This window comes from Pectinatus haikarae (genome assembly GCF_015732185.1).
Taxonomy (GTDB): domain Bacteria; phylum Bacillota; class Negativicutes; order Selenomonadales; family Selenomonadaceae; genus Pectinatus; species Pectinatus haikarae.
Map to the genome: position 1 here is coordinate 93,433 of NZ_WIQM01000011.1, position 22,967 is coordinate 116,399.

Genomic DNA, 22,967 nt, shown 5'->3' on the forward strand with positions numbered 1-22,967 from the left:
GATTGCAGAAAATTGGAAATGGAATGTTGAGGTACTGCATGAAAAACAGAGAAAGAGCGTAAGTTTTTTTAGATTATTTTACGCAAGGAGAGAAGAAAATGTATATACAGAATTTTGATCCGCTAAATAATATGTTTCTATCAGCAGCATTGGCATTTTTACCTATTGTTTATTTCTTTGTAGTATTAATAGTGTTCAAAGTAAAAGGACACTGGGCGGCTATATCTACTACTGTTCTGGCTGTTGCACTGGCCGGCTGGGTTTATGATATGCCGATTGTTCTGTCGATTATGTCAGCTGTACATGGAGCATTATACGGACTTTTTCCTATAGGATGGATAGTTATAGGTGCTGTTTTTCTTTATAACATCAGTGTAAAAACAGGTCAGTTTGAAATCATAAAAAAATCAATAGTGTCTATAACCGATGACAGACGGCTCCAATTGCTGCTCATAGCCTTTTCCTTCGGAGCTTTTCTCGAAGGTGCAGCGGGATTTGGCACACCTGTGGCAATTACATCAGCCATGCTTATAGGCATGGGCTTCAAGGCAAAAAAGGCAGCGTGCCTCAGCTTATTGGCGAATACAGCCCCGGTAGCCTTTGGCGGCTTGGGAATTCCGGTATTGGTTGCAGCGCAGGTAACCGGTTTTTCGGGGGATTACATTGCTAAACTTTTGGCAATGATATGTCCGATAATAGGTTTTATCGTTCCGTTTTATCTCATAATTGTAATGACGGGCCTTAAAGGATTGAAAGAAGTTTGGCCGGCAGTTCTTGTTACTTCAATATCTTTTTCTATCCCGATGGCGCTTACCTCTTTTTTTCTGGGACCTATTCTTCCTGACATAATAGCATCACTGGCATCTATGATAGCCTTGGTATTGTTTTTAAAAGTATGGCAGCCAAAACATGTTTACCGTTTCGAAAATGAAGCAGATGTATCGGGCGAAAGCACAGCTGTACTCAGCAAAAAAATGATTATAAAGGCATGGAGTCCCTTTATTGTACTCATAATGTTTATAGCTGACTGGGGAATGAAAAGTGTCAGCAGTGTATTGGACACAGTGAATATATTAATACCGCTGCCTTTTTTGGACAAAGCTATAATGAACAGCACGACTAACAGTCTTTTGGCGGCGGTCTTTAATCTGAACTGGCTTTCCACAGCAGGAACAGGCATCATTCTGGCCGCATTTATGTCTTGTCTCATACTAAAGGTTTCTTTGAAAAAATCGATAGGGATTTTTGCTTCGACGATAAATGAATTGAAAATTGCTCTGCTTACCATAAGCGGTGTATTAGCTTATGCTTATGTGGCAAACAACAGCGGTATGACCACAACGATGGGACTGCTGGTTTCAAAAACGGGCGATATGTTTCCATTGTTTGCACCGATAGTAGGCTGGCTGGGAGTATTTGTGACGGGCTCGGATACTTCGGCAAACGCTCTCTTCGGTAAATTGCAGACAACAGCATTTTCTGCTGTAGGTATAATGCCTGTGATGGGAATAGGCGCCAATCTGGCAGGCGGGGCCGTCGGGAAAATGATATCGCCGCAATCCATAGCCATCGCAGCCGGGACGACCGGATTAACAGGCAGAGAAGGAGAAATATATAAATTCAGCATGAAACATTCGATGATCTTACTGGCTATAATATGCTGCATAATTTATTTTTATGAAGGTGTTTTTGTTTCCGTTCTTGCGGCAGAGGCCGGAACAGGTGCTGTGCAGGCAGCCGGCAGCAGTTCCGCCGGAGGCAGCGGTGTAATAATATTGCTGATTTCTTTCTGTGTTATTTTATTGGCCAGAACAATGCTGGCATCGTCTTCTGATAAAGGACTGCAGCATTATAAAACGCATTAAATTTACGGAGAGAAGAAAAATGAAAATACTAGTATGCATAAAGCAAGTACCGGGAACGAACAAGGTGGAAGTGGATGAAAAAACAGGAGTGCTGAAAAGGAACGGGACAGACAGCAAGATGAATCCGTATGATCTGTACGCGCTGGAGACGGGGCTGAGACTCAAGGAGAAGTACGGCGGTACAGTAAGCGTTATCACAATGGGTCCGCCGCAGGCGAAGGCTGTTTTGTACGAGGCTTTTGCGATGGGTGCGGATAACGGGGCGCTCATAACGGACAGGAAGTTTGGCGGAGCGGATGTGCTGGCAACGAGCCGGACGCTGTCGCAGGGTATAAGGAGGTTCGGCAGTTTTGATGTTATTTTGTGCGGGCTGCAGACGACAGACGGAGATACGGCACAGGTAGGACCGGAAGTGGCAGAGCTGCTGGATATACCGAGTGTCTGCAATGTCCAGAGGATCGAAAAGGCCGAACAAGGCAGTATCATAGTGGATATGGATATGCCGCATGATATAGAAACGATAAAGGCAGCTTTTCCCTGTCTGCTGACAGTAAAGAAGGATATCTGTCAGCCGCGGCTTCCTTCTTATCTTCGCAAGCAGCAGACAATGAAAAAGGATATAGATATATATACTTTCAGTGATATGGAAGATAAGGATGAAGAAAAGTACGGTCTGACGGGTTCGCCGACGAGTGTGCAGCGGATCTTTCCTCCGATAAGCGATAAGGTGCAGGAGCATTTGGAGGGAACAAGCAGGGAACTGGCGCAGAAGATATACGCCACCTTAAAGCAGAAAAAATTCATAGCGGGATAGAGGGAAAAACCATGGCAAAACTATTGATTCATCAGGAAAAGATAACGGATGCCAAAGCACTGGCAATGATCTGTCCGTTCGGCGCTATGCAGGAAAAAGACGGCCGGCTGAGCATAAATGCAGGCTGCCGCATGTGCAGGCTGTGTGAAAAGAAGGGCCCCAAAGGGGCAATAGAATATGTAGAAGATAAAAAGGCACCGCAGATCGATAAAACAAAATGGCGGGGCATAGCCGTCTACGTGGACCATGTGGACGGATCGATCCATCCCGTAACATATGAATTGCTGGGAAAAGCAAAAGAACTGGCAGGAAAAATAAAACAGCCTGTTTACGCGCTTTTCATAGGAAGCGGTATAAAGCATAAGGCCGAAGAGCTTCTGCACTACGGAGCGGATAAAGTATATATCTGTGATAAATCACAGCTGGAATACTTTAAAATCGAAGCATATACCAGTGTCTTTGAAGAATTCATCACCAAAATAAAACCCGCAGCCATTCTCGTGGGTGCCACACCGGTGGGAAGACAGCTGGCTCCGCGCGTAGCGGCACGTTTCGGCACAGGTCTTACGGCGGACTGCACCATCCTTGACATAAAAGAAAACACCGATCTTGTTCAGATACGTCCGGCCTTCGGCGGCAATATTATGGCCGAGATACTTACCCCGAACACAAGACCGCAGATGGCTACCGTGCGCTATAAGATAATGGACGCTCCCAAATGGAGCGACACGGCAACGGGAACGGTACATGAGCTTGCCATAAGCGACGAAAAACTGAAAAGCCGCATTCAGGTGCTCGGCGTCACCAAAAAACCAAAAGAAAAAACAATAGACGGAGCAGATGTCATTGTCGTTGCCGGACGCGGCATCAAAAAAAAGGACGACCTGAAAATGCTCGAAGAACTGGCCGACCTGCTGGGAGGACAGACAGCCTCCACAAGACCGCTGGTAGAGGCGGGCTGGATGGACCCCAAAAAGCAAATAGGACTCAGCGGACGCACAGTAAGACCAAAACTTATCATTACCTGCGGAGTATCCGGTTCAGTCCAGTTTGTGGCGGGCATGAACCATGCCGACACCATCTTTGCCATAAACAATGACCCTAAAGCTGCCATCTTCAAGACGGCAAACTATGCGGTAAAAGCAGATATTTACGACGTGATCCCCGAGCTGATCCAAAAAATAAAGACAGGGGGAAAAGCACTATGACACCTTATAAACAAATAACCGAAGAAGACCTCCGGAACCTGAGCGAAATAACGGGCAGAGAAAGAATCCTCTGGCAAAAAGAAATCAATGAAGAATACAGCCATGACGAACTGAGTGCGGGACGCCATTATCCGGAACTGGTCATAAAAGCCGCGGCTGCGGAAGAAATATCCAAGATCCTCGCCTACGCAAATAAAAACAACATCCCCGTGACCCCGAGAGGTGCCGGCACAGGACTTGTAGGCGCCGCGGTGGCTGTCGAGCAGGGTATCCTGCTCGACACCACCCTCATGAACCACTTCATAGAACTTGATGAGCAAAACCTCACCCTCACCGTAGAACCGGGAGTACTGCTCATGGAACTTGCCGAATACGTAGAAAAAAGAGGCTATTTCTACCCGCCGGACCCGGGAGAAAAATCAGCAACTATAGGCGGCAACATCAGCACCAATGCCGGAGGAATGCGAGCCGTCAAATTCGGCGTCACCCGCGACTATATCCGCGGCCTTGAAATAGTCCTTGCCGACGGAACAATAATGACACTGGGCGGCAAAACAGTAAAAAACAGCTCCGGCTATGCCTTAAAAGACCTTATAGTAGGCTCGGAAGGAACACTGGCGATCATCACCAAAGCGATCCTGCGGCTTTTGCCCCTGCCCAAAAAAAACGTCAGCCTGCTCGTCCCCTTCCCGACACTTGAACAAGCAATAAGCGCCGTCCCCCCCATCATAAAATCCAAAGCCATCCCCACCGCAATAGAATTCATGGAAAAAGAAGTAATAAAAGACGCCGAAGAATACCTCGGCAGAAAATTCCCGGACAACCAGGCGGACGCCTACCTGCTGCTCAAATTCGACGGAGGCACGATGGAAGAAATAGCCTCCTACTATGACTCTGTGGCACACATCTGCCTTGAACAGGGAGCCACCGACCTGCTCATAGCCGACACCGACGAAAGAGCCGAAGCCATCTGGAAAGCAAGAGGAGCATTCCTTGAAGCAATAAAAAGCTCCACCACGGCCATGGACGAAGTAGACGTAGTAGTACCGCGCAGCAGCGTCAACGACCTCGTCGAATACATCCACCAGCTGCAAAAACAAACAGGCACAAGAATAAAATGCTTCGGGCACGCAGGAGATGGCAACCTGCACGCCTACATCCTCAAAGATGACATGACAGAAGAACAATGGAAAAAAACCCTGGAAATGACAATGGGAAAAATGTACCAGAAAGCCCACAGCCTTAAAGGAAGCGTTTCAGGAGAACACGGCATAGGCTACGCAAAAAAAGAATACCTGAAAAAATCCATGCCGGAAGAAGCCATACAGATCATGAAAGGGATCAAAAAAGCTTTTGATCCGCTCAATATTTTGAATCCCTGCAAGGTTTGTCAGTAAAAAGTATCGGCATAATATGATATATATAGCAACGGAAAATTATTGAGGAGTGAATCAAAGTGAGAAAGGTAAGCCACGAATGGCAGAAATATTTGCAAAAAGGATTTATAGATAAAAAGTATTGGAATGATTTCAAAGAAAACGCACAGGCTGCCTCGGTGGAGTTAAAGGAAGTAAAAAATTATGAAGATGCGATGCCGATCATTGAAGATATAATAGCTGGAGCAGAAGCTTCCAGATTGGCTGCTGTCGGCGGTGGAGAATCTGAGGAGCTGAGCCGTATATATAAAAATCTGGGACAAAAATATCAGGTCTATACAGACAAGTTTGAAATAGCAAGAAATGCACCTTCTGTTGATATAGGTATTTCTACCGCGGAGTTTGGTGTGGGAGAAACAGGAAGCATTTGTGTTGATAATTATTCCTATGAAGCCAGAGTGGCTACTATGCTGCCTCCTATAAATATAGTATTTATGAATAAGAACAATGTAGTGGATACTATGACGGATGCCTTTGAGATATTGGAACAGGTTTTTGATAAAGGGTACACCGGTTTTGTTACAGGACCAAGCCGTACTTCGGACATAGAAAGAGTGCTGACTTTAGGTGTGCATGGTCCAAGCAGATTGATACTATTTGCAGTGGATGGGATGGAGTGATAAAAATGGAAAAACGTAATATAAAAATAGAAATAGAAGATAAACTGCATGATGAAATCCTGCGCAGCAACCTGGAAAGATTTTCGGAACAGTATCCCGCCGCCAGAGCAAAGGCTTATGCCAATGTTGAAAGTATAGAAGCTTTGCGGGATGACCTCAAGGAAATGAAAAGCTACTCTGTATCCCATATAGAAAAATTAGCTGATCAGTTTCAGGAATCCCTGGAAAAAAGAGGTGCCAAAGTTTTCAGAGCTAAAGACGGAGAAGCGCTTAAGCGGCAGCTGCTCGAAATATGCAGGGAAAATGATGTGCATAATATTGTAAAATCAAAGTCGATGGCAACGGAAGAAATAAGACTGAATGATTACTTGGAAGAGCAGGGACTGCATGTAAAGGAAACGGATTTGGGCGAATGGATGCTTTCTGTTGCGGGCCAGCACCCATCACATATGGTAATGCCGGCGATTCATTTGAACAGAAATCAATGTGCCAAGTTTTTTTCTGATGAGCTTAAGGAAGATATTCCGAGCGATATCCCCTTTATGGTGCAGACAGCCAGACGAGTGATGCGCAAGGAATTTCTGAAGGCAGATATGGGGATATCCGGAGCAAACTTCGGCATAGCTGAGAACGGTGCCATAGGTCTCGTTACGAATGAAGGCAATGCTCGTATAGTAACGACTATGCCGCCGATACATGTTATTATAATTGGCTATGAAAAGCTTATACCGAAGATAAGTGATGCTTCGAAGATAATGCGCCTTTTGCCGCGGAATGGTACGGGGCAGCGAATGGTAAGCTATCTGACGCTGGTTGATGGTCCTACACCGATAATTCATGAAAAAAACGGTAAGATGGTAGAAGAAAATAAAAAGGTGTATGCTATTCTGCTTGATAACGGAAGACTGAAAGCAGCGCATGATCCGGTAATGAAAGAAGTATATCAATGTGTGCGGTGTGCTTCATGTCTGAATGTCTGTCCCATATGGTCGACTGTTGGCGGTAACGTGTATGGACATATTTATTCGGGAGGCATAGGCGCTATTTTAACGGGGCTGCTGAACAGTATGGATGATTTTGCTCAGTTCAGTGATTTATGTATAGGGTGCCGCCGATGCACTACGGTGTGCCCGGGAAAAATAAATATTCCAGACCTTATTCAGGAATTACGCAATAGGCGGGTAGCGGAAAAAGGATTGTCACTGCCGGAAAAATTAATATTCCAAAAAATTATGACGAACAGAAAAATTTTTCATACACTGCTCAGAACGGCTTCAATAGGACAAAAGCCGGTGAAATCAGGAAAATTTATTCGTAATCTGCCATTGTTTTTTGCCAAAATGACAGAAGGACGCAGCTTGCCGGCGATAGCAGATAAACCATTCAGAGACAGGGCAAACGATCTCTTCAAAAATAATCCTTCCTCCGCAAAAATGAAGGTGGCCTTTTTCAGCGGCTGCAATTTAGATTTTGTTTTTCCCCAGACAGGTGAATCTGTGGTAAAAGTTTTGCAAGATATCGGTGCAGAGGTAATATATCCGCAGGATCAGAATTGCTGCGGTAAGCCGATCATAGGAGCAGGGGATCTTGAAACGGCACGCAAACTAGCAATGCAGAATATAGAAGCGCTGGAAAAAGCAAATGCCGACTATATAGTGGCAGCCTGTCCGACCTGCGCAGAAACTTTGAAACAGACATATAAAGAATTGTTTGCCCATGACAGGATATGGCTGGAGCGTGCTGAAAATCTGAGTAAAAAAATAAGAGAATTCACTTCGCTGGTAGAAATGTCATACGCAAAAAATAAACGTTTGAAAACCACCCATGGTGCGGAAAAAATAACTTATCATGATTCATGCCACATGAGGCGCAGCCTGGATATATATAAAGAACCGCGCAGACTGCTTGAAGCTGCTCCCGGCTACGATTACGTGGAAATGGACGGTGCCGATCAATGCTGCGGCATGGCAGGCTCCTTTGGTATGAAATATGCGGACTTATCCGTTCAGTTGCTGAACAGAAAGATCCATAATATCAAAGAAAGTGGTGCTCAGACTATTGCTGTAGCTTGTCCTGCATGCATGATGCAGATCGGCGGAGGTCTTGATAAAAACGCACCGGAAATAAAAATAAAACATATAGCTGATATTTTAGCAGAAAATATTTCTGATTAAATTGCCCACTCAACATTTTTAATATAGAGCCGCATGATAAGATTATGGTATTATAATCACAAATACTGTAATTTATCCTGCGGCTCCTTTTATATATTATTACATAGAATTACATCGATAATATACAGTATACATTCGATTATTATATTATATTTTTCATCAAAAGGTGGTATAGTTTCAATATGGAAAAGTTGAATATGACCAATTTAGAAAGAATGACTATTCCGGAAAAGATAAGCAATGATCTGCGCAGACAAATACTTGTCGGAAAATTAAAAGGCGGTGATCAGCTAAAGCAGGATGCTTTGGCGCAGGCATTCAATGTCAGTGTCAGTGCGTTCAGAGAAGGTCTGAAAATTTTGGAGGGAGAAGGTCTGGTTCGCTTTATGCCAAATCGCGGAGCTATGGTGACTGAATTGTCATCGGAAGCTGCTCTGGAAATTTATCAGATACGTATATTTTTGGAAATGGGCGCGTTAGAACTCGCCATTCCCCAAATGGATAAATATGTCATAAACAAGGCAGCGGAGTATCTCGAAGCTGAAAAAGACTGTACAGATCCAGCCTATTACAATGAAATAAATTCATTGTTTCATGAATGTCTTTATGAATCCGCCCAAAATGACAGATTGCTTGATATGATAAGAGTTCTTCATAATAATGTGGCAAGGTATTTGATCTTGTATTTAGGCGAAATGAATTACAGAGAATTTTCGCATGGAGAGCATGAAGCCTTGCTGAAAGCCTGTGAAGAAAAAAATACGGCAAAAGCAAAAAGAATTTTAAAAAAACACATGATGAGCGCTTGGAAACAGTTTGACAGATACATAAAAAGACATCAGACCACTCAATAAAAGGGGAATATTTATGTTAAGCCGGCGTATGGAATCTTTTAAAAGAAAATATATTGAAACAACACCTTCTATCAGCAGCAAGAGAGCGGAAATTTTTACGCGGTCTCATAAAAACACAGAAGGAGAACAGCTTATATTAAGAAGGGCAAAGGCCTTCCGTGCAGTATGTGAGGAAATAGATACACCCATATTTGAAGATGAATTGATCATAGGCAGCATCGGTGAATTTCGCCGCAGCGGCATCATCTGTCCTGAATATTCGTGGAGCTGGGTGGAAAAAGAAATGGATCATTTTTCTGATCGCCCTCAGGATCAGTATGAAATAAATCATGATACTAAAACAATATTGAGCGAAAAAGTATTTCCTTATTGGAAGGGAAAGTCACTTGAAGAAACATTTTTGGCCAGGCTTGACAAAAAAACGGCAAAATTGCTGGTTGATACTGGAATCGTTGACAATGATTCTAAGTGGAGAAGCGCTGTAGGCGAAATAACAGCCGATTATCAGGATCTTATATTTAAAAAAGGTTTTGGCGGTCTGAAAAAAGAGGCGCAGCAGAAGCTTGATGCATTGAGCAGTGTAATGGCTGAAGATATAAATAAAAAAGCATTTTATCAGTCTGAAATAATAGTTTGTGAAGGAATAATAACTTTATCCAGACGATATGCGCAGGAAGCTGCCAGATTGGCAGAAAAGGCTGATCCTGCCAGACAGGCTGAACTTATGGAAATTGCAGCTATATGTAAAAATATACCTGAAATGCCGCCAAAGAATTTCAAGGAGGCAATTCAATGTGTTTGGTTTACACAATTGGGATCAATTTTATCAGAAAATTCTCTGGCGCTGAATTTAGGGCGATTTGATCAGTATATGTATCCCTACTATAAGGAGGATATAGCCAAGGGTGCCATTACCCGGCAGGAAGCGTTGGAAAGGATAGAAGCTCTCTGGATTAAGCTGTCCGAATGGGTATGGGCAATATCAAGTAATACGGCACAATTTTTTGCAGGTTATAATTCTTTCCAAAATCTTACTGTAGGAGGAAGAAAACGCGACGGCAGCGACGCGACAAATGATATATCTTATCTCTGTCTTGAAGCAACAAGCAATATCAAAACACATCAACCGGGGCTCAGTGTACGTATTCATCCAAATTGTCCGCCGGAATTTCTGCGTGAAGTGTGCAAACTGGTAAGACTGGGAACGGGTTTTCCTGCTATCCATAACGATCGGGCCGGTTCACAGATGCTTGTGGCCGCGGGTCTTTCACCGGAAGATGCGAGAGATTGGAATAATTGCGGCTGCGTTGTACCTCATTTTCGCAAGATAGGCGAGTGGACGTCGGCAGTGAATATAAACTTGGCAGCTGCTATGGAATATGCGGTAAATGACGGATACAGCAATATGACACACAGTATCATGGGAATGAAAACTTCGATAAACGATATAAACACTTATGAAGAGTTTAAAAACCTGTTTTTTAAACAAATTGCGAACCTGATAAAAGCAGCGGTGACAGGTTCACTGATCTGTCAGGAGGTGCATAGGGAAATTGTGCCGCGTCCCTACATGTCTCTTCTGGTGGACGGATGTATGGAAAAAGGCCGTGATTTGAGTCAGGGCGGTGCCAAATATTGTCTGGGGCCTGTACTTACAGGTATAGGCCTGGCCGATACGGCTAATTCTCTGGCGGCAATAAAACAACTTGTTTTTGAAAAAAAATTATTTACCTTGCAGGATTTTGCCGAAGCTTTGCGTGCTGATTGGCAGGGTTTCGAAAAACTGCATGCGGCTGTGTTTTCTGCGCCTAAATACGGCAATGATGATAATTATGTGGACACCATTGCCACGGAAATATCTGATTTTTATCATACGGAAATTCATAAATACAAGGATATCTTCGATGCGCCATTTAATTCGGCTTTTATGGGCATATCCAATTATATACCGGCAGGCTCCGTCATAGGGGCAACACCGGATGGGCGCAAGGCGGGCGCACCGTTGACAGAAGGCGTGTCTCCACATGCCGGAACAGATATAACGAGTCCCACAGCAGCTATGCGGTCAGCTGCAAAAATAAATCATGATATTCATCAGGGAGGGACGCTTGTGAATGTAAAACTTTCTCCTGATTTGATAAAAACAGACAGAGGGCTCAATAATCTGGCTGCACTGATTAAAGGTTATTTTGCCTTGGGAGCATTCCATATACAGTTCAATGTAATATCTCCTGACATTCTTTATAAAGCACAGGAAAATCCTAAGGACTACCGTGATCTTTTAGTGAGAGTTGCCGGATACAGTACACAGTTTGTTAATTTATCAAGAAAAGCTCAGAACGCAATAATTGAAAGAACTACTTATGAAACAATGTGATTATATATTCCAAATGCAGCGGCTGTCTGTCAATGACGGAGAGGGCATACGCACCACTATTTTTCTCAAGGGATGCAGACTGCGCTGTCGTTGGTGTGCCAATCCCGAATCATGGAGAGATGTTCCGCAGGTAATGTTTTTCGCACATAAATGTATCAGCTGCGGAAAATGTATTACGGTATGCCCGTCTTTGGCTAATAATACGGACAGTGCGGGACGGATATTTTTTCATAATGAAAAATGTAAGACCTGCGGACATTGTCTGCAGGTCTGTCCGGTCAATGCCCGCCAGATGATGGGAACGTATTTTTCTGCCGATGAAGTAATGGATCAATTAAAAAAGGATATGATCTTTTTTGATGAATCAGGCGGCGGTGTTACGTTTTCAGGTGGCGAACCGTTCCTTCATACGGCATATTTACGTGCATTGATTAAAAGATGCGGGCAGTTGGGAATTTCTACCGCCGCGGAAAGCTGCGGATATTTTGATGCAGAAGCCTGTAAAGATATTATTGCGGCAATGGATATGATTTTTTTCGACATAAAGATGATGAATAGTATTCGGCACAAAAAATATACCGGCATAGGAAATGAAGAAATTCTTCATAATATAGCGGCTGCCGCACAAATTAATGACAATATAGTAATAAGAGTTCCCCTGATAAAAAACATAAATACAGATAAGCAGAATTTCGCAGCAATGATTGATTTTCTGCGGGAGAATTCTCTGAATAAAGTTGAACTGCTTCCCTATCATATATTAGGCTACGAAAAAATGCGGGCACTTGGCATGTCTCCAGAAAAATATTCCACACCGGTTGGAGCTGAAATAGAAGAGTTGGAATATTTACTGAAAAGCAATGATATAGAAGTCGTGAGTTATAAATAATCAAATATTTGTTTTTATGAAAAACAGCCAGAGAATATATTCCCTGGCTGTAAAAATTTTATATTATTTATTCTCCTCCTGATTAATGGCTGATAATATTAATTATCGTACATTAATATTTATTGCTGTCTTCAAAAGCATTCATTAAAAAAATTATGCTTGCTATTGTTGACTGCAGTGCAAAAACAGCAAAATATTCGGGAATATCGCTTGAAGGTTTTAATGGTTTGCTTTTTTTCAGTGAAGAAATATTAATTTTTAAGATATTAGATAAAGACGTATATTGAGTTTGCATATATCCGGGAATCAATTTGCTGTTGCAAATTATATTGATAAGTTTAGTCCCCGAATTTAAACTGACAATCCATTTTTTACTTATACAAATATATTTCATTGTATTATCAAGCGCCAATAATGAATTGCTGATGGTCTCTTGATAATTTTTCTTGCTGTAATATTCTTGTGCCTCAAGAATATTGTTTATCACGTCATTAAATTCATATTTAGTTAATATTTTTACGGCAGAAGCCATAAAAGTATGCTGCAAGTTAGTTTCCATTTTATTTCACCCGTAAATTTATGTTGATATAGTAGCTCAATAAGAATATGCACATTAAATATGGTACTATTTTATAGCACAAAAAAAGAACCCCCGACAAAAAAGGGCTCTCATGTATCCTAAACTTATAATAAGATTACTTTTAGTGTTACTTAATCATATCATCATACACCAATAAAGTCAAATCTGTCTACACTGCCAATGCATTTTTAGCTTGCTAGAGACATATAATGCATAGTAATTTGAGTCAGGCGGCTTTCTCAATTAGAGAAGAAACATTCGTGCTATATTATCAACAAAAAAAACAATAATCAGCGCAGGCAGTAAATTGATCGCATTGACAGATTTGAAATGTAATATATCCAGTCCTATTACAAGCGTAATAATGCCTCCCACAGAAATAAAATTCTCAATGGCTGTAGCGGTTATATATGGTGCCATAAATGTTGATAAAAAAAATAATGCTCCCAAAATGATGACTTGAGGGATAATAATGAGCAGCATTGGAAAACCTAATACAGTCGCAAAAGTAAAGGCACCAAAAATATCCATAACACTTTTAGCAATAAGTATGGTAGCGTCTCCATTTAAACCTTCTGTGATCGCGCCAAAAATATTGGTGCCACTAGCGCAGAATATCATAAGGACTAACAAGTATAAGGAAACATATTCTTCGCTTGATGTTTCTTTTTCTAAATGCAATAAAAAAAATATTTGCCGGGCTATTTTCTTTATGATTTCATATATTTGAAACTTTTCTCCTACGATGAGGCCTAATCCTAGTGAAAATAATACCACAGATATGTTTTCCTGCTTGATCAAAGAAATAATTCCTATGCAGATAGCAGACAGTCCTGAAAAGTTTATAAGAAATTGAAATTTTCCTTTTTGGTATTTTCCTTTCATCAGACTGCCGACAATTGTTGCTGCAAAAATCACGGAACAATCTATAATGATGCCGACGGGCATTGTAATATTTTCTGCCATAACTTCCACCTCAATGCAATGATATTCATAATAAGATAATATATATTCACATATGAAATTATTTTTGTCAAGTATAGTATGAGAGATTAATAAAAAGCACGGCATAAAGGATATTTTTCAATCCATATGATTTTATGAGAATAGACTGTAAATAATCTTCAAGCCAAGTACTTTTTTATTCATAGTCTGTTATAATGTATTTATATTAATTTTCTGATGATGGATGAAATATCAAGGAGGGCGGATTGTTATGAAGGAAAGACAGATTAAGCAGAAGGTTGTCGGCGAAAAGGCTGTTGATGGGGCCGGGGTAAGACTGGTACGTGTATTAGGAAATAATACAATAAGAAATTTTGATCCTTTTTTGATGCTGGACTCATTTGACTCTGTAAAGCCGGAGGATTATACAGCAGGATTTCCGATGCATCCGCATAGAGGAATCGAAACAATAACCTATTTAATAAAAGGGAAAATTGATCACGAGGACAGTCTTGGCAATAAGGGTGTTATTCGTGAAGGCGAGTGCCAGTGGATGACAGCCGGAAGCGGCATACTGCACCAGGAAATGCCGCGGGAGAGTGATCGAATGCTGGGATTTCAGCTTTGGCTGAATCTGCCGCAGAAAAATAAGATGACGGAACCGGCTTATATGAGTATCACTAAAGATATGATAACCAGGACAAAAGCCGGATCGGCAGAGATTGCAGTGCTGTCAGGAAGTTTCGGCGGGAAAAAGGGTGTTCTGCCAAAATATATACCGGCTAGTATATATGACATAATTTTGCCTAAAAATGAAGTAATAAAGCTGCCTACAAAGCAGGATGAAAATGTATTTGTCTTTACTATCTTAGGTGATATATTTGCGGCAGGAGAGCACATTGCTGAAAAGACAGCAGTGTTGTTTAAAGATGGTGATTACGTGAATATAACTGCTCCGGCGGAAAATGATGTGAGATTTATCTTTTTTTCGGCAAAAGCGTTGAATGAATCGGTAGCATGGGGCGGTCCTATCGTAATGAATACAAAAGAAGAACTGGCGGAAGCCTTTTCTGAACTTAACGAGGGAATATTTATCAAACATAAATAATAAAGATATAATTTCTCAGGTTTTTAAATAAATATTACTGAAAAAATATTGCTCAGCAGGATATTCTGCAAAATGCCGGTCATTCGAAAGATGACCGGCATTTTTTTACAATAATATTCCTTGGTCGCTGATATATAAGTATTTTTAATTTATCAGCTGATTATTATCTCATACTTGACAACTAATAAATAAAGTCGTATAGTTTTAATATACCCCATGGGGGTATAAGGAGGCGATAATATGGTATGTCAATGCAATAATAAGAATAACGATGGTATAAAATATAAAAGAAGAGATATGGAGGAAAAAAAGAACTTAATGACCAGGCTTAATAAAATCGAGGGTCAGGTCAGAGGGCTCAAAGCAATGGTCGATGAAGACCGTTATTGTGTAGATATCCTGATACAGGTTTCAGCCGTTCAATCAGCATTGAACAGTTTTAATAAAGAACTGCTGGCGCGGCATATAAAGACATGTGTGGCGGAAGATATAAGAAAAGGCAATGATGAGGCCATCAATGAGCTTTGCGAGCTTTTGAAAAAACAAATGAAGTAGGTGGGAAAAGTGAAGGAGAAGTTTGCGGTAACAGGAATGACTTGTTCTGCATGTTCATCGCATGTGGAAAAAAGCGTGGCAAAGGTGTCAGGTGTATCGTCGGTCAGTGTCAACTTGCTCACTAACAGCATGCAGGTAGATTTTGACAATAAGATTACGAAGACAGCAGAAATAGTGAATGCTGTTGAAAATGCCGGCTATGGTGCTTCTGTATATGGAAAAGCAGAAAAAAAACAGCTGCCGTCTCAAAATACGGGGATAGCTGCCATGAAGAAGCGACTCATAGTTTCGATTGTTTTTTTACTCCCCCTGCTGTATATCGCAATGGGGCATATGCTTTATGAAGCTCTTTCATGGGAAATGCCTGTTTTTATGGACAATTATTTTACCGGTGATGCAAATGCAGTCGCTTTCGCATTTACGCAGCTTATACTGTTGCTCCCAATAATGTTCGTCAACCGGAATTATTTCGAAAATGGTTTTAAGACGCTCTTTAAAGGCAGTCCCAATATGGACAGTTTGATTGCCATAGGCGCTGGTGCAGCCGCTGTGTATGGGATATTTGCTATTTATCGCATTGGTTATGGGCTGGGTCATGCTGATATGGCAGTTGTTGAACAGTATAGACTGAATCTTTATTTTGAATCGGCAGGAATGATTCTGACTTTGATAACGGTGGGGAAGTTTCTTGAGGCCAGATCAAAAGGAAAAACCAGTGAGGCAATTACCAAGCTGATGCAGCTTACACCGAAAACGGTGACCGTTATAAGAAATGACAGAGAAGAAGTTATTGATGCAGAACAGGTAGCCGCCGGTGATATCTACATTGTGAAACCGGGAGAGGCAGCGGCAGTGGACGGCATAGTTCTTGAAGGAAAATCTTTCTTTGATGAATCAGCAATAACAGGAGAAAGTATGCCTGCGGCAAAAGAAAAAGGTGACAAGCTGATTTCGGCGTCGATAAATAAAACTGGTTTAATAAAAGCCAAGGCGGTGAGGGTAGGCGAAGATACTACAATTGCTCAGATTATAAAGTTAGTGGAGGAAGCTTCATCAAGCAAGGCGCCGATTGCCAAATTGGCTGATAAAATAGCGGGCGTTTTTGTTCCAGTCGTCATAGGTTTAGCGATAGTTACCGCTGTTCTTTGGCTTAGTATGGGGGCAGGTGCAGAGTTTGCCGTTTCGACGGCGATTGCTGTTTTAGTCATTTCCTGTCCCTGTGCACTCGGACTTGCCACTCCGGTAGCTATTATGACCGGTACTGGCAGAGGCGCACAGCAGGGTGTCTTGATAAAATCGGGAGAAGCGTTGCAGACTGCGCATCAGATAGATACAATGGTCCTTGACAAGACCGGTACGATAACACAGGGAAAACCAAAAGTAACAGATATAATATGTGCTGAGGGCATAGCTGAAAAAGAACTGCTGATAATTGCCGGTTCCATAGAAAAAGGCAGCGAGCATCCACTGGCAGAAGCAGTAGTCAATAAATGCATACAGGAAGATATTGCCTTGCTGCCGGTGTCCGAATCTGCCGCATATTTTGGCCGCGGGACAGAAGGTATTTTAAACGGACATAAATATTATGCAGGCAATGAAAAACTGATGAAGGAAAAACAGATCGACTTCAAGGGCCGATTTTATGATCTTGTACAGACTCTTGCCGGTCAGGGCAAAACACCGTTGATATTTGCGGATGAGAAAAATGTTTTGGGTATAATAGCAGTGGCTGATACGATAAAAGCAACAAGCAGAAAAGCTGTAGAAAAGCTGAAATCATATGGAATAAATGTGATAATGCTGACGGGGGACAGTGAAGCCGCAGCGAAAGCCATCAGTAAACAGGCGGGGATAGAACATGTCATAGCCGGAGTACTGCCTGATCAAAAAGAAGCGCAGGTAAGTGCATTAAAACAAGAAGGGCATGTGGTGGCCATGGTCGGCGATGGAGTGAACGATGCTCCTGCGTTGGCCGCTGCTGACGTCGGTATCGCTATCGGCGCAGGGACCGACGTGGCTATAGACAGTGCGGATATTGTTTTAATGAAAAGCGATCTTCTCGATGCAGCAAAAGCAATCAGGCTCAGCAAGGCTGTAATACGCAATATAAAAGAAAATTTATTCTGGGCATTCTTTTACAATGTTATTGGTATTCCTTTGGCTGCCGGTGCTCTTTACTTGACTTGGGGCATACGCCTCAATCCGATGTTTGCCGCGGCGGCGATGAGTCTCAGCAGTGTATGTGTTGTCAGCAACGCTTTGCGGCTGAAAAGACTGCGGCTTGGCGACTCTGTCAATGAAGATGAATCGGTACCAAATTCAAATATAGATGTTTATAAAGGAAAAGAGGAAAATAATATGAAAACAACAACGATTATGATTGAAGGTATGAGCTGCGGGCACTGCACAGGCAGAGTGGAAAAAGCTTTGCAGCAGGTGGATGGTGTCGATTCCGTGAAGGTAAGCCTGGAAAATAAAAATGCTGTGGTTTCGGCAGGTGAAAATGTAACTGCGGATGTTTTGAAAAATGCGGTCACAAATGCTGGGTATGATGTGATAGGTGTAAAATAAGCCGTTAAACTTTGATAAAGGAATATTGAACCAATAAACACCGGTAAAGGAATATATATATTGTTTTATCGGTGTTTATTTTAGATTTGTGATTATATATAGCTTATTTGGCGGAGAAATTAATTTTATAGAAGGAAAATTATTCGCTGCAGAGAAATCTTATTATTTAGAAGGCTTTTTGTTAAATCTTTATAATTTTAGGAATAAAGTAAATAAAATATTATCAAGGAAAGAGGAGAATGGGAATGTATAATTTATTGATAGGCGGTGCAGCCGGGCAGGGGATTGATACGACTGCGGCAATTCTGGAAAAATTATTCAAAGCGTCAGGGTATAATGTTTTTAGTATCAAAGATTTTATGTCACGTGTCCGCGGCGGGCATAACTTTTCTTTGATGCGCTTTGGTGCGCAGCCCGTATATTCACACAGCGAAATTTTGGATGGGATAATAGCTCTTGATAATGATACAGTGAAGCTTCATAAAAACAGCTTAAAAGAAAAAGGTTTTATTCTCTGTGATACCGAATTGACGGCAGAAGATGAACGTATGCTTAAAATAAATATGAATGATATCGCTAAAAAAATAGGCAATCCGCGTGTAGCCGGAAGCATATCGGTGGGAGCGGTTCTTAAGTTGTTTGGAGAATCACTTCAGCATGTTGAAAAAATATTGAAAACTTCCGTAAAACCGGATTATTTTGCTATGAATATCGAGGCAGTGAAAGCGGGATATGACGCGGTTGAAAATCGATTCAGACATATAGACGGAAAATATGCAGACAATATGCTTATTTCAGGCACAGATGCCGTGGCGCTGGGAGCTGCCGCAGCCGGTGTAAAGTTTTATTCGGCATATCCGATGTCACCGTCAACAGGAATAATGGAATCCCTGGCGGCTAAAAGCAATAAAGCACAAATAGTAGTGGAACAGGCAGAAGACGAAATAGCCGCCGTGAATATGGCAATAGGAGCATCCTATGCGGGTGTGTGTGCAATGACAGGAACGTCCGGCGGAGGTTTTTCTTTAATGGTCGAAGCCTTGGGATTTTCCGGTATAGCAGAAATACCTTTAGTTGTCATTGATGTACAGAGGCCGGGACCTGCCACGGGCCTTCCCACAAGAACGGAACAAAGCGATCTCGATTTTGTAAGATCGGCATCACAAGGCGAATTTCCCCGTATGGTCATCGCTCTGCGCAGTGCGCAGGATGCATTTTATCAGACAATGAGAGCTGTTGATATTGCGGAAAGATATCAGATTCCGGTAATAGTGCTCAGCGATCAATATTTGGGTGATTCGCTGTCTACCGTTGAGCTTTTTGATCCGAAACGGATAAAACCGGCCAGACCAAGTTCATCATATACGGGAGAAGAATATCTGCGCTACAGATATTCTGAAAGCGGTGTATCACCGCGGTTGATACCGGGAAAAAGCGGACAGGCTGTGGTTATAGCAGACAGCGACGAGCATGATGAAAAAGGCCATATAACCGAATCTGCCGAGGTCAGGACAAAAATGGTCGATAAACGTATGAAAAAACTCATAAACCTGAGTAAGGAATTGGCAGAACCAGATTTTATAGGAGAAGAAAAATTCAATGTGCTGCTGCTGGGCTGGGGATCGTTATGGGGGCCAATAAAAGAAGCGGTGGAATTGTTGAATAAAGATGGTGATCGAAAATACGCAGCCTTGGTGTTCGGTGATATCTATCCTTTGCCGAAGAAAGTTTTGCAGGAAAAGGCAGAAACGGCTGAATATATTATAAATATTGAGCAGAATGCCACGGGACAGTTAGCCAAATTGATATGTGAAGAGACGAATATAGTATTTGACGGCAGTGTGCTTAAATATGACGGCAGGCAACTGTCGGGAGAAGAGATAGCTCTGCGGATAAGAAAAGGAGAGATAAAAAATGACTGAGAAATTTTGCACTTATGAAACAGCATGGTGCCCGGGCTGCGGAAATTTTCCGATTATAGACTGTTTGAAAACGGCATTGGAAGAATTGGATAAAGATCCTTCAACGGTTCTTGTGGCAGCCGGCATAGGACAGGCAGCCAAGACCCCTCAATATATAAATACAAATGCTTTCTGCGGGCTGCATGGCAGATCGCTGCCGGCCGCTGTTGCGGCTAAAATCGCCAACGAAAACTTGACAGTCATTGTCAATACCGGTGATGGTGACTCATATGGCGAGGGCGGCAATCATTTTCTGCATAACATCCGGCGTAATGTGGACATTACTCATTTTGTCCACGATAACCAAATTTATGGACTGACAAAAGGGCAGGCTTCGCCTACCTCTATGACAGGTCTTGTGACAGGGGTCCAGGTTGACGGTAATTTCAATGAACCATTAAATCCGGTACTGCTTGCTATTGCGGCAGGAGCTGGATTTGTTGCCAGAGCTTTTTCGGGGAAAAAAGAACATCTCATTAAAATAATGAAAAAAGCAATAAATTATAAAGGATATGCTTTAGTGGATATTTTGCAGCCATGCGTCAGCTTCAATAAATTGAATACTTTCGGCTGGTATAATAAAAGAGTTTATGAATTGCCGGAAGAATACGAAACAAATAATAAAATTGCCGCAATGTCCATGGCAATGGAATTTGGTGATAGAATTCCCATAGGAATAATCTATGAACAGGAAAAACCGGTATATCATAGTAAAAATAAAATACTGGCGAATGGAGGACCTCTTGTGGATAGGCAGACTGATACGGCAGTAATAGAGGAATTGCTGAAAAGCTATATATGATGTATTAAGTTTTTCTTTATTATTTTAGGCTATTGAATTTTATTAAAAGATAAAAAAAGCAGCTGTTGTCAAAATGACTATAGCGGGACTTCTTCATAGATTGTGTAAACCTTCAAGCTGATGTAATATAAAATCAGTTTGGAGGTTTTATTTATGAGCAGGAAAAATGAAAGTACCCAAAAAGCAGCAATGCGGGAAATGATGAAAAATTATTTAAAGGATACTAATACCAATGTTCGTGATGGTGCAGATGTTAAAAATGTCATGAGGGATATGATGTCTGTTTTATTGGAAGGTGCTCTTGATGGTGAATTGGATGAATCTCTTGGCTACAGTAAATATGACTATAAAAATAAAGAAACTGACAATTCCAGAAATGGACATTCCAATAAAACAATGCATACGAGTTATGGAGATATGAATCTTGCTGTTCCACGAGATCGTAATGGCGAATATGAACCACAGATTGTAAAGAAATATCAGAACACTGTCACTCAGGATATGGAAGAAAAAATTATTTCTATGTATGCCAAAGGAATGACTACCAGTGATATAGAATCTCATATGCAAAATTTATATGGCCTGGAAATATCTGACAGCACCATCAGTCGTATAACAGACAAGATAATGCCCTTAGTTAAAGAATGGCAGGAAAGACCATTAGCAGAGGTATATGCCGTTGTTTTTATGGATGCCATTCATTACCATGTTCGTTGTGATGGGCATATTGTAAAACGAGCTGTTTATATTGCTCTTGGCATAGATATGGACGGGCATAAAGATGTTTTAGGCATGTATGTTGGCGAAAATGAAAGTGCAAAATACTGGCTGTCCATAATGAACGGGTTGAAAAATCGTGGGGCAGAAGATATTCTAATAGCTTGTGTTGACGGTCTCAGTGGCTTCCCACAAGCTATTGAAGCAGTGTACCCTCAAACAGAAATACAGCAATGTGTAATTCATCAAATACGCAGTTCAACAAAATATGTATCTTACAAAGACATAAAAGCTCTGATGTCAGACTTAAAACTGGTATATGCTGCTCCAACAGAAGAAACAGCATTAGCTGAGCTTGATCATTTTAAAGAAACATGGGATAGTAAATATCCTAAAATTTATAAATCATGGCATGAAAAATGGGCTGTTTTAGCAACATATTTTAAATATCCACTCGCCGTTAGGCGACTCATTTATACTACAAATACCATAGAGGGCTTTAACAGGCAGCTTAGAAAAGTCACTAAATCCAGGACCATTTTCCCTTCAGACGACAGCCTCCTAAAAATGTTGTATTTAGCAATGATGGACATTACTAAAAAATGGACTGGACGGCGACAAGACTGGAGTCAAATAAGGGCACAGCTAGATATCTATTTTGAAGAACGCCTTTTAGAAAGAGATGTTTAAAGGGCATCACTTTTACAAGCAATACTCTTAAATTATATTACTATTAATTTTATATTAGCTTTTAGTGTTTACACAAAACTTGAAGAGCTCTCACTATAGCTGCTTTTTCTATCTTTTTCAACATATACAAACCTTGCCTCAATTGCCTGTTCACCGGCATGCCGCCGGAAATCAGCAGTGGGTATTTTGGCCGATAAGACCGATAAATCCGCCGTCTTTATCTATATTGCTTTCTGTATGCCCAATCAGCCATTTATTTACTGCGAACAGTAATCTGTTTTCACCGTCGGCGGAAGATCGTTTTGCCGGCAGAGGCATGTTGGTTCCCTTGGGTAATATTACGCCGCAGCGGAATTCTTCGTCGTTTTGACGGCATGGCGCATAATGGAGAGTCGTGGCATATAATTCTACCGCAGTTCCCTGCGGCACAAAGAAAAGTTCTATATTATCAGTTTCATAGGTATTGGTGCTGTAGTCAATATTCTGCTGGCGCCCTAGCATTAAAATGAGATCGGTGGCAGCTATATCGATTTCCGAAGTGCGATGGTACTCTACCGCATTTAATTTTGTATTACAGCCGCTGCAGTAACCGAATTCAATGTCGAGTCCGCCAAAGATTTCGTGCTGCATCTGTCCGAATAAAGGCAGATTTTCCAATTCTTTATCAGACGCTTCATATACTACACCTTGTTTTACAGCTGCTTTTGCCGTCATTGTTTTTATGAAGGCAGAGCTGTCTATTTGGAGTATCCTGCCATATTCTTTGAAAGAATTATCCGATATATTTTTCATTGTCACACC

The 22,967-nt window shown here is 41.6% G+C and carries 18 protein-coding genes; 15 read left to right on the plus strand and 3 right to left on the minus strand.

Annotation, left to right across the window (positions count from 1 at the left end; genetic code table 11):
* Window positions 1–98 precede the first annotated feature (98 nt).
* The 9 genes from I6758_RS08085 (at window position 99) to I6758_RS08125 (ending at window position 12,237) form a co-directional block, all read left to right on the plus strand.
* A complete protein-coding gene (locus I6758_RS08085) occupies window positions 99–1,865 on the plus strand; it encodes an L-lactate permease (RefSeq protein ID WP_196604701.1) in 1,767 nt (588 codons plus the stop codon).
* A 19-nt stretch (window positions 1,866–1,884) separates the two neighbouring features.
* The gene (locus I6758_RS08090; RefSeq protein ID WP_196604702.1) at window positions 1,885–2,679 is read left to right on the plus strand and encodes an electron transfer flavoprotein subunit beta/FixA family protein; all 795 of its coding nucleotides are present in this window, start codon (window positions 1,885–1,887) and stop codon (window positions 2,677–2,679) included.
* Window positions 2,680–2,690: 11 nt separating this feature from the next.
* Window positions 2,691–3,887, plus strand: coding sequence for an electron transfer flavoprotein subunit alpha (locus I6758_RS08095; RefSeq protein ID WP_196604420.1), 1,197 nt, complete (start codon window positions 2,691–2,693; stop codon window positions 3,885–3,887).
* Window positions 3,884–5,284, plus strand: a complete 1,401-nt coding sequence (locus I6758_RS08100) for an FAD-binding oxidoreductase (RefSeq protein WP_196604703.1) — start codon at window positions 3,884–3,886, stop codon at window positions 5,282–5,284. Before I6758_RS08095 ends, I6758_RS08100 begins: the two co-directional genes overlap by 4 nt.
* A gap of 59 nt (window positions 5,285–5,343) precedes the next feature.
* A complete protein-coding gene (locus I6758_RS08105; protein ID WP_196604704.1) occupies window positions 5,344–5,943 on the plus strand; it encodes a LutC/YkgG family protein in 600 nt (199 codons plus the stop codon).
* 5 nt (window positions 5,944–5,948) lie between these two features.
* Window positions 5,949–8,117 (plus strand): L-lactate dehydrogenase (quinone) large subunit LdhH, encoded by a 2,169-nt coding sequence (gene ldhH, locus I6758_RS08110; RefSeq protein ID WP_196604705.1) that lies wholly within the window; start codon window positions 5,949–5,951, stop codon window positions 8,115–8,117.
* 182 nt (window positions 8,118–8,299) lie between these two features.
* Window positions 8,300–8,971 (plus strand): GntR family transcriptional regulator, encoded by a 672-nt coding sequence (locus tag I6758_RS08115; RefSeq protein ID WP_196604706.1) that lies wholly within the window; start codon window positions 8,300–8,302, stop codon window positions 8,969–8,971.
* A gap of 13 nt (window positions 8,972–8,984) precedes the next feature.
* The gene (locus I6758_RS08120) at window positions 8,985–11,348 is read left to right on the plus strand and encodes a glycyl radical protein (protein ID WP_196604707.1); all 2,364 of its coding nucleotides are present in this window, start codon (window positions 8,985–8,987) and stop codon (window positions 11,346–11,348) included.
* Entirely contained in the window at window positions 11,335–12,237 is a 903-nt protein-coding gene (locus I6758_RS08125) for a glycyl-radical enzyme activating protein (protein ID WP_196604708.1), read from the plus strand. The genes I6758_RS08120 and I6758_RS08125 overlap by 14 nt, the downstream gene beginning before the upstream one ends.
* A 112-nt stretch (window positions 12,238–12,349) precedes the next feature.
* Here the strand turns inward: I6758_RS08125 and I6758_RS08130 are convergent, their stop codons facing one another.
* Window positions 12,350–12,796, minus strand: coding sequence for a DUF7014 domain-containing protein (locus I6758_RS08130; RefSeq protein WP_196604709.1), 447 nt, complete (start codon window positions 12,794–12,796; stop codon window positions 12,350–12,352).
* Between the two features lie 264 nt (window positions 12,797–13,060).
* A complete protein-coding gene (locus tag I6758_RS08135; protein ID WP_196604710.1) occupies window positions 13,061–13,783 on the minus strand; it encodes a DUF554 family protein in 723 nt (240 codons plus the stop codon).
* Between the two features lie 250 nt (window positions 13,784–14,033).
* On the opposite strand from I6758_RS08135, the gene I6758_RS08140 reads away from it, so the two are divergent.
* The 6 genes from I6758_RS08140 to I6758_RS08165 all read left to right on the plus strand — a co-directional run bounded on the left by I6758_RS08140 (window position 14,034) and on the right by I6758_RS08165 (window position 22,166).
* The gene (locus I6758_RS08140) at window positions 14,034–14,870 is read left to right on the plus strand and encodes a pirin family protein (protein ID WP_231038590.1); all 837 of its coding nucleotides are present in this window, start codon (window positions 14,034–14,036) and stop codon (window positions 14,868–14,870) included.
* Window positions 14,871–15,110: 240 nt separating this feature from the next.
* Window positions 15,111–15,425, plus strand: a complete 315-nt coding sequence (locus I6758_RS08145; protein WP_307223963.1) for a metal-sensing transcriptional repressor — start codon at window positions 15,111–15,113, stop codon at window positions 15,423–15,425.
* Between the two features lie 9 nt (window positions 15,426–15,434).
* The gene (locus I6758_RS08150) at window positions 15,435–17,996 is read left to right on the plus strand and encodes a heavy metal translocating P-type ATPase (protein WP_330998033.1); all 2,562 of its coding nucleotides are present in this window, start codon (window positions 15,435–15,437) and stop codon (window positions 17,994–17,996) included.
* 245 nt (window positions 17,997–18,241) lie between these two features.
* Window positions 18,242–19,918 (plus strand): 2-oxoacid:acceptor oxidoreductase subunit alpha, encoded by a 1,677-nt coding sequence (locus tag I6758_RS08155; protein ID WP_196604712.1) that lies wholly within the window; start codon window positions 18,242–18,244, stop codon window positions 19,916–19,918.
* Window positions 19,911–20,759 carry a 2-oxoacid:ferredoxin oxidoreductase subunit beta gene (locus I6758_RS08160; protein ID WP_196604713.1) on the plus strand — a complete coding sequence of 283 codons (849 nt, stop codon included), beginning with the start codon at window positions 19,911–19,913 and terminating at the stop codon, window positions 20,757–20,759. Before I6758_RS08155 ends, I6758_RS08160 begins: the two co-directional genes overlap by 8 nt.
* A gap of 189 nt (window positions 20,760–20,948) precedes the next feature.
* Window positions 20,949–22,166 carry an IS256 family transposase gene (locus I6758_RS08165; RefSeq protein WP_196603811.1) on the plus strand — a complete coding sequence of 406 codons (1,218 nt, stop codon included), beginning with the start codon at window positions 20,949–20,951 and terminating at the stop codon, window positions 22,164–22,166.
* Window positions 22,167–22,337: 171 nt separating this feature from the next.
* On the opposite strand, the gene I6758_RS08170 is transcribed toward I6758_RS08165, so the two are convergent.
* Window positions 22,338–22,958: a DUF4867 family protein gene (locus I6758_RS08170; protein ID WP_196604714.1), complete on the minus strand. Its 621-nt coding sequence runs from the start codon at window positions 22,956–22,958 to the stop codon at window positions 22,338–22,340.
* Window positions 22,959–22,967: the final 9 nt, after the last annotated feature.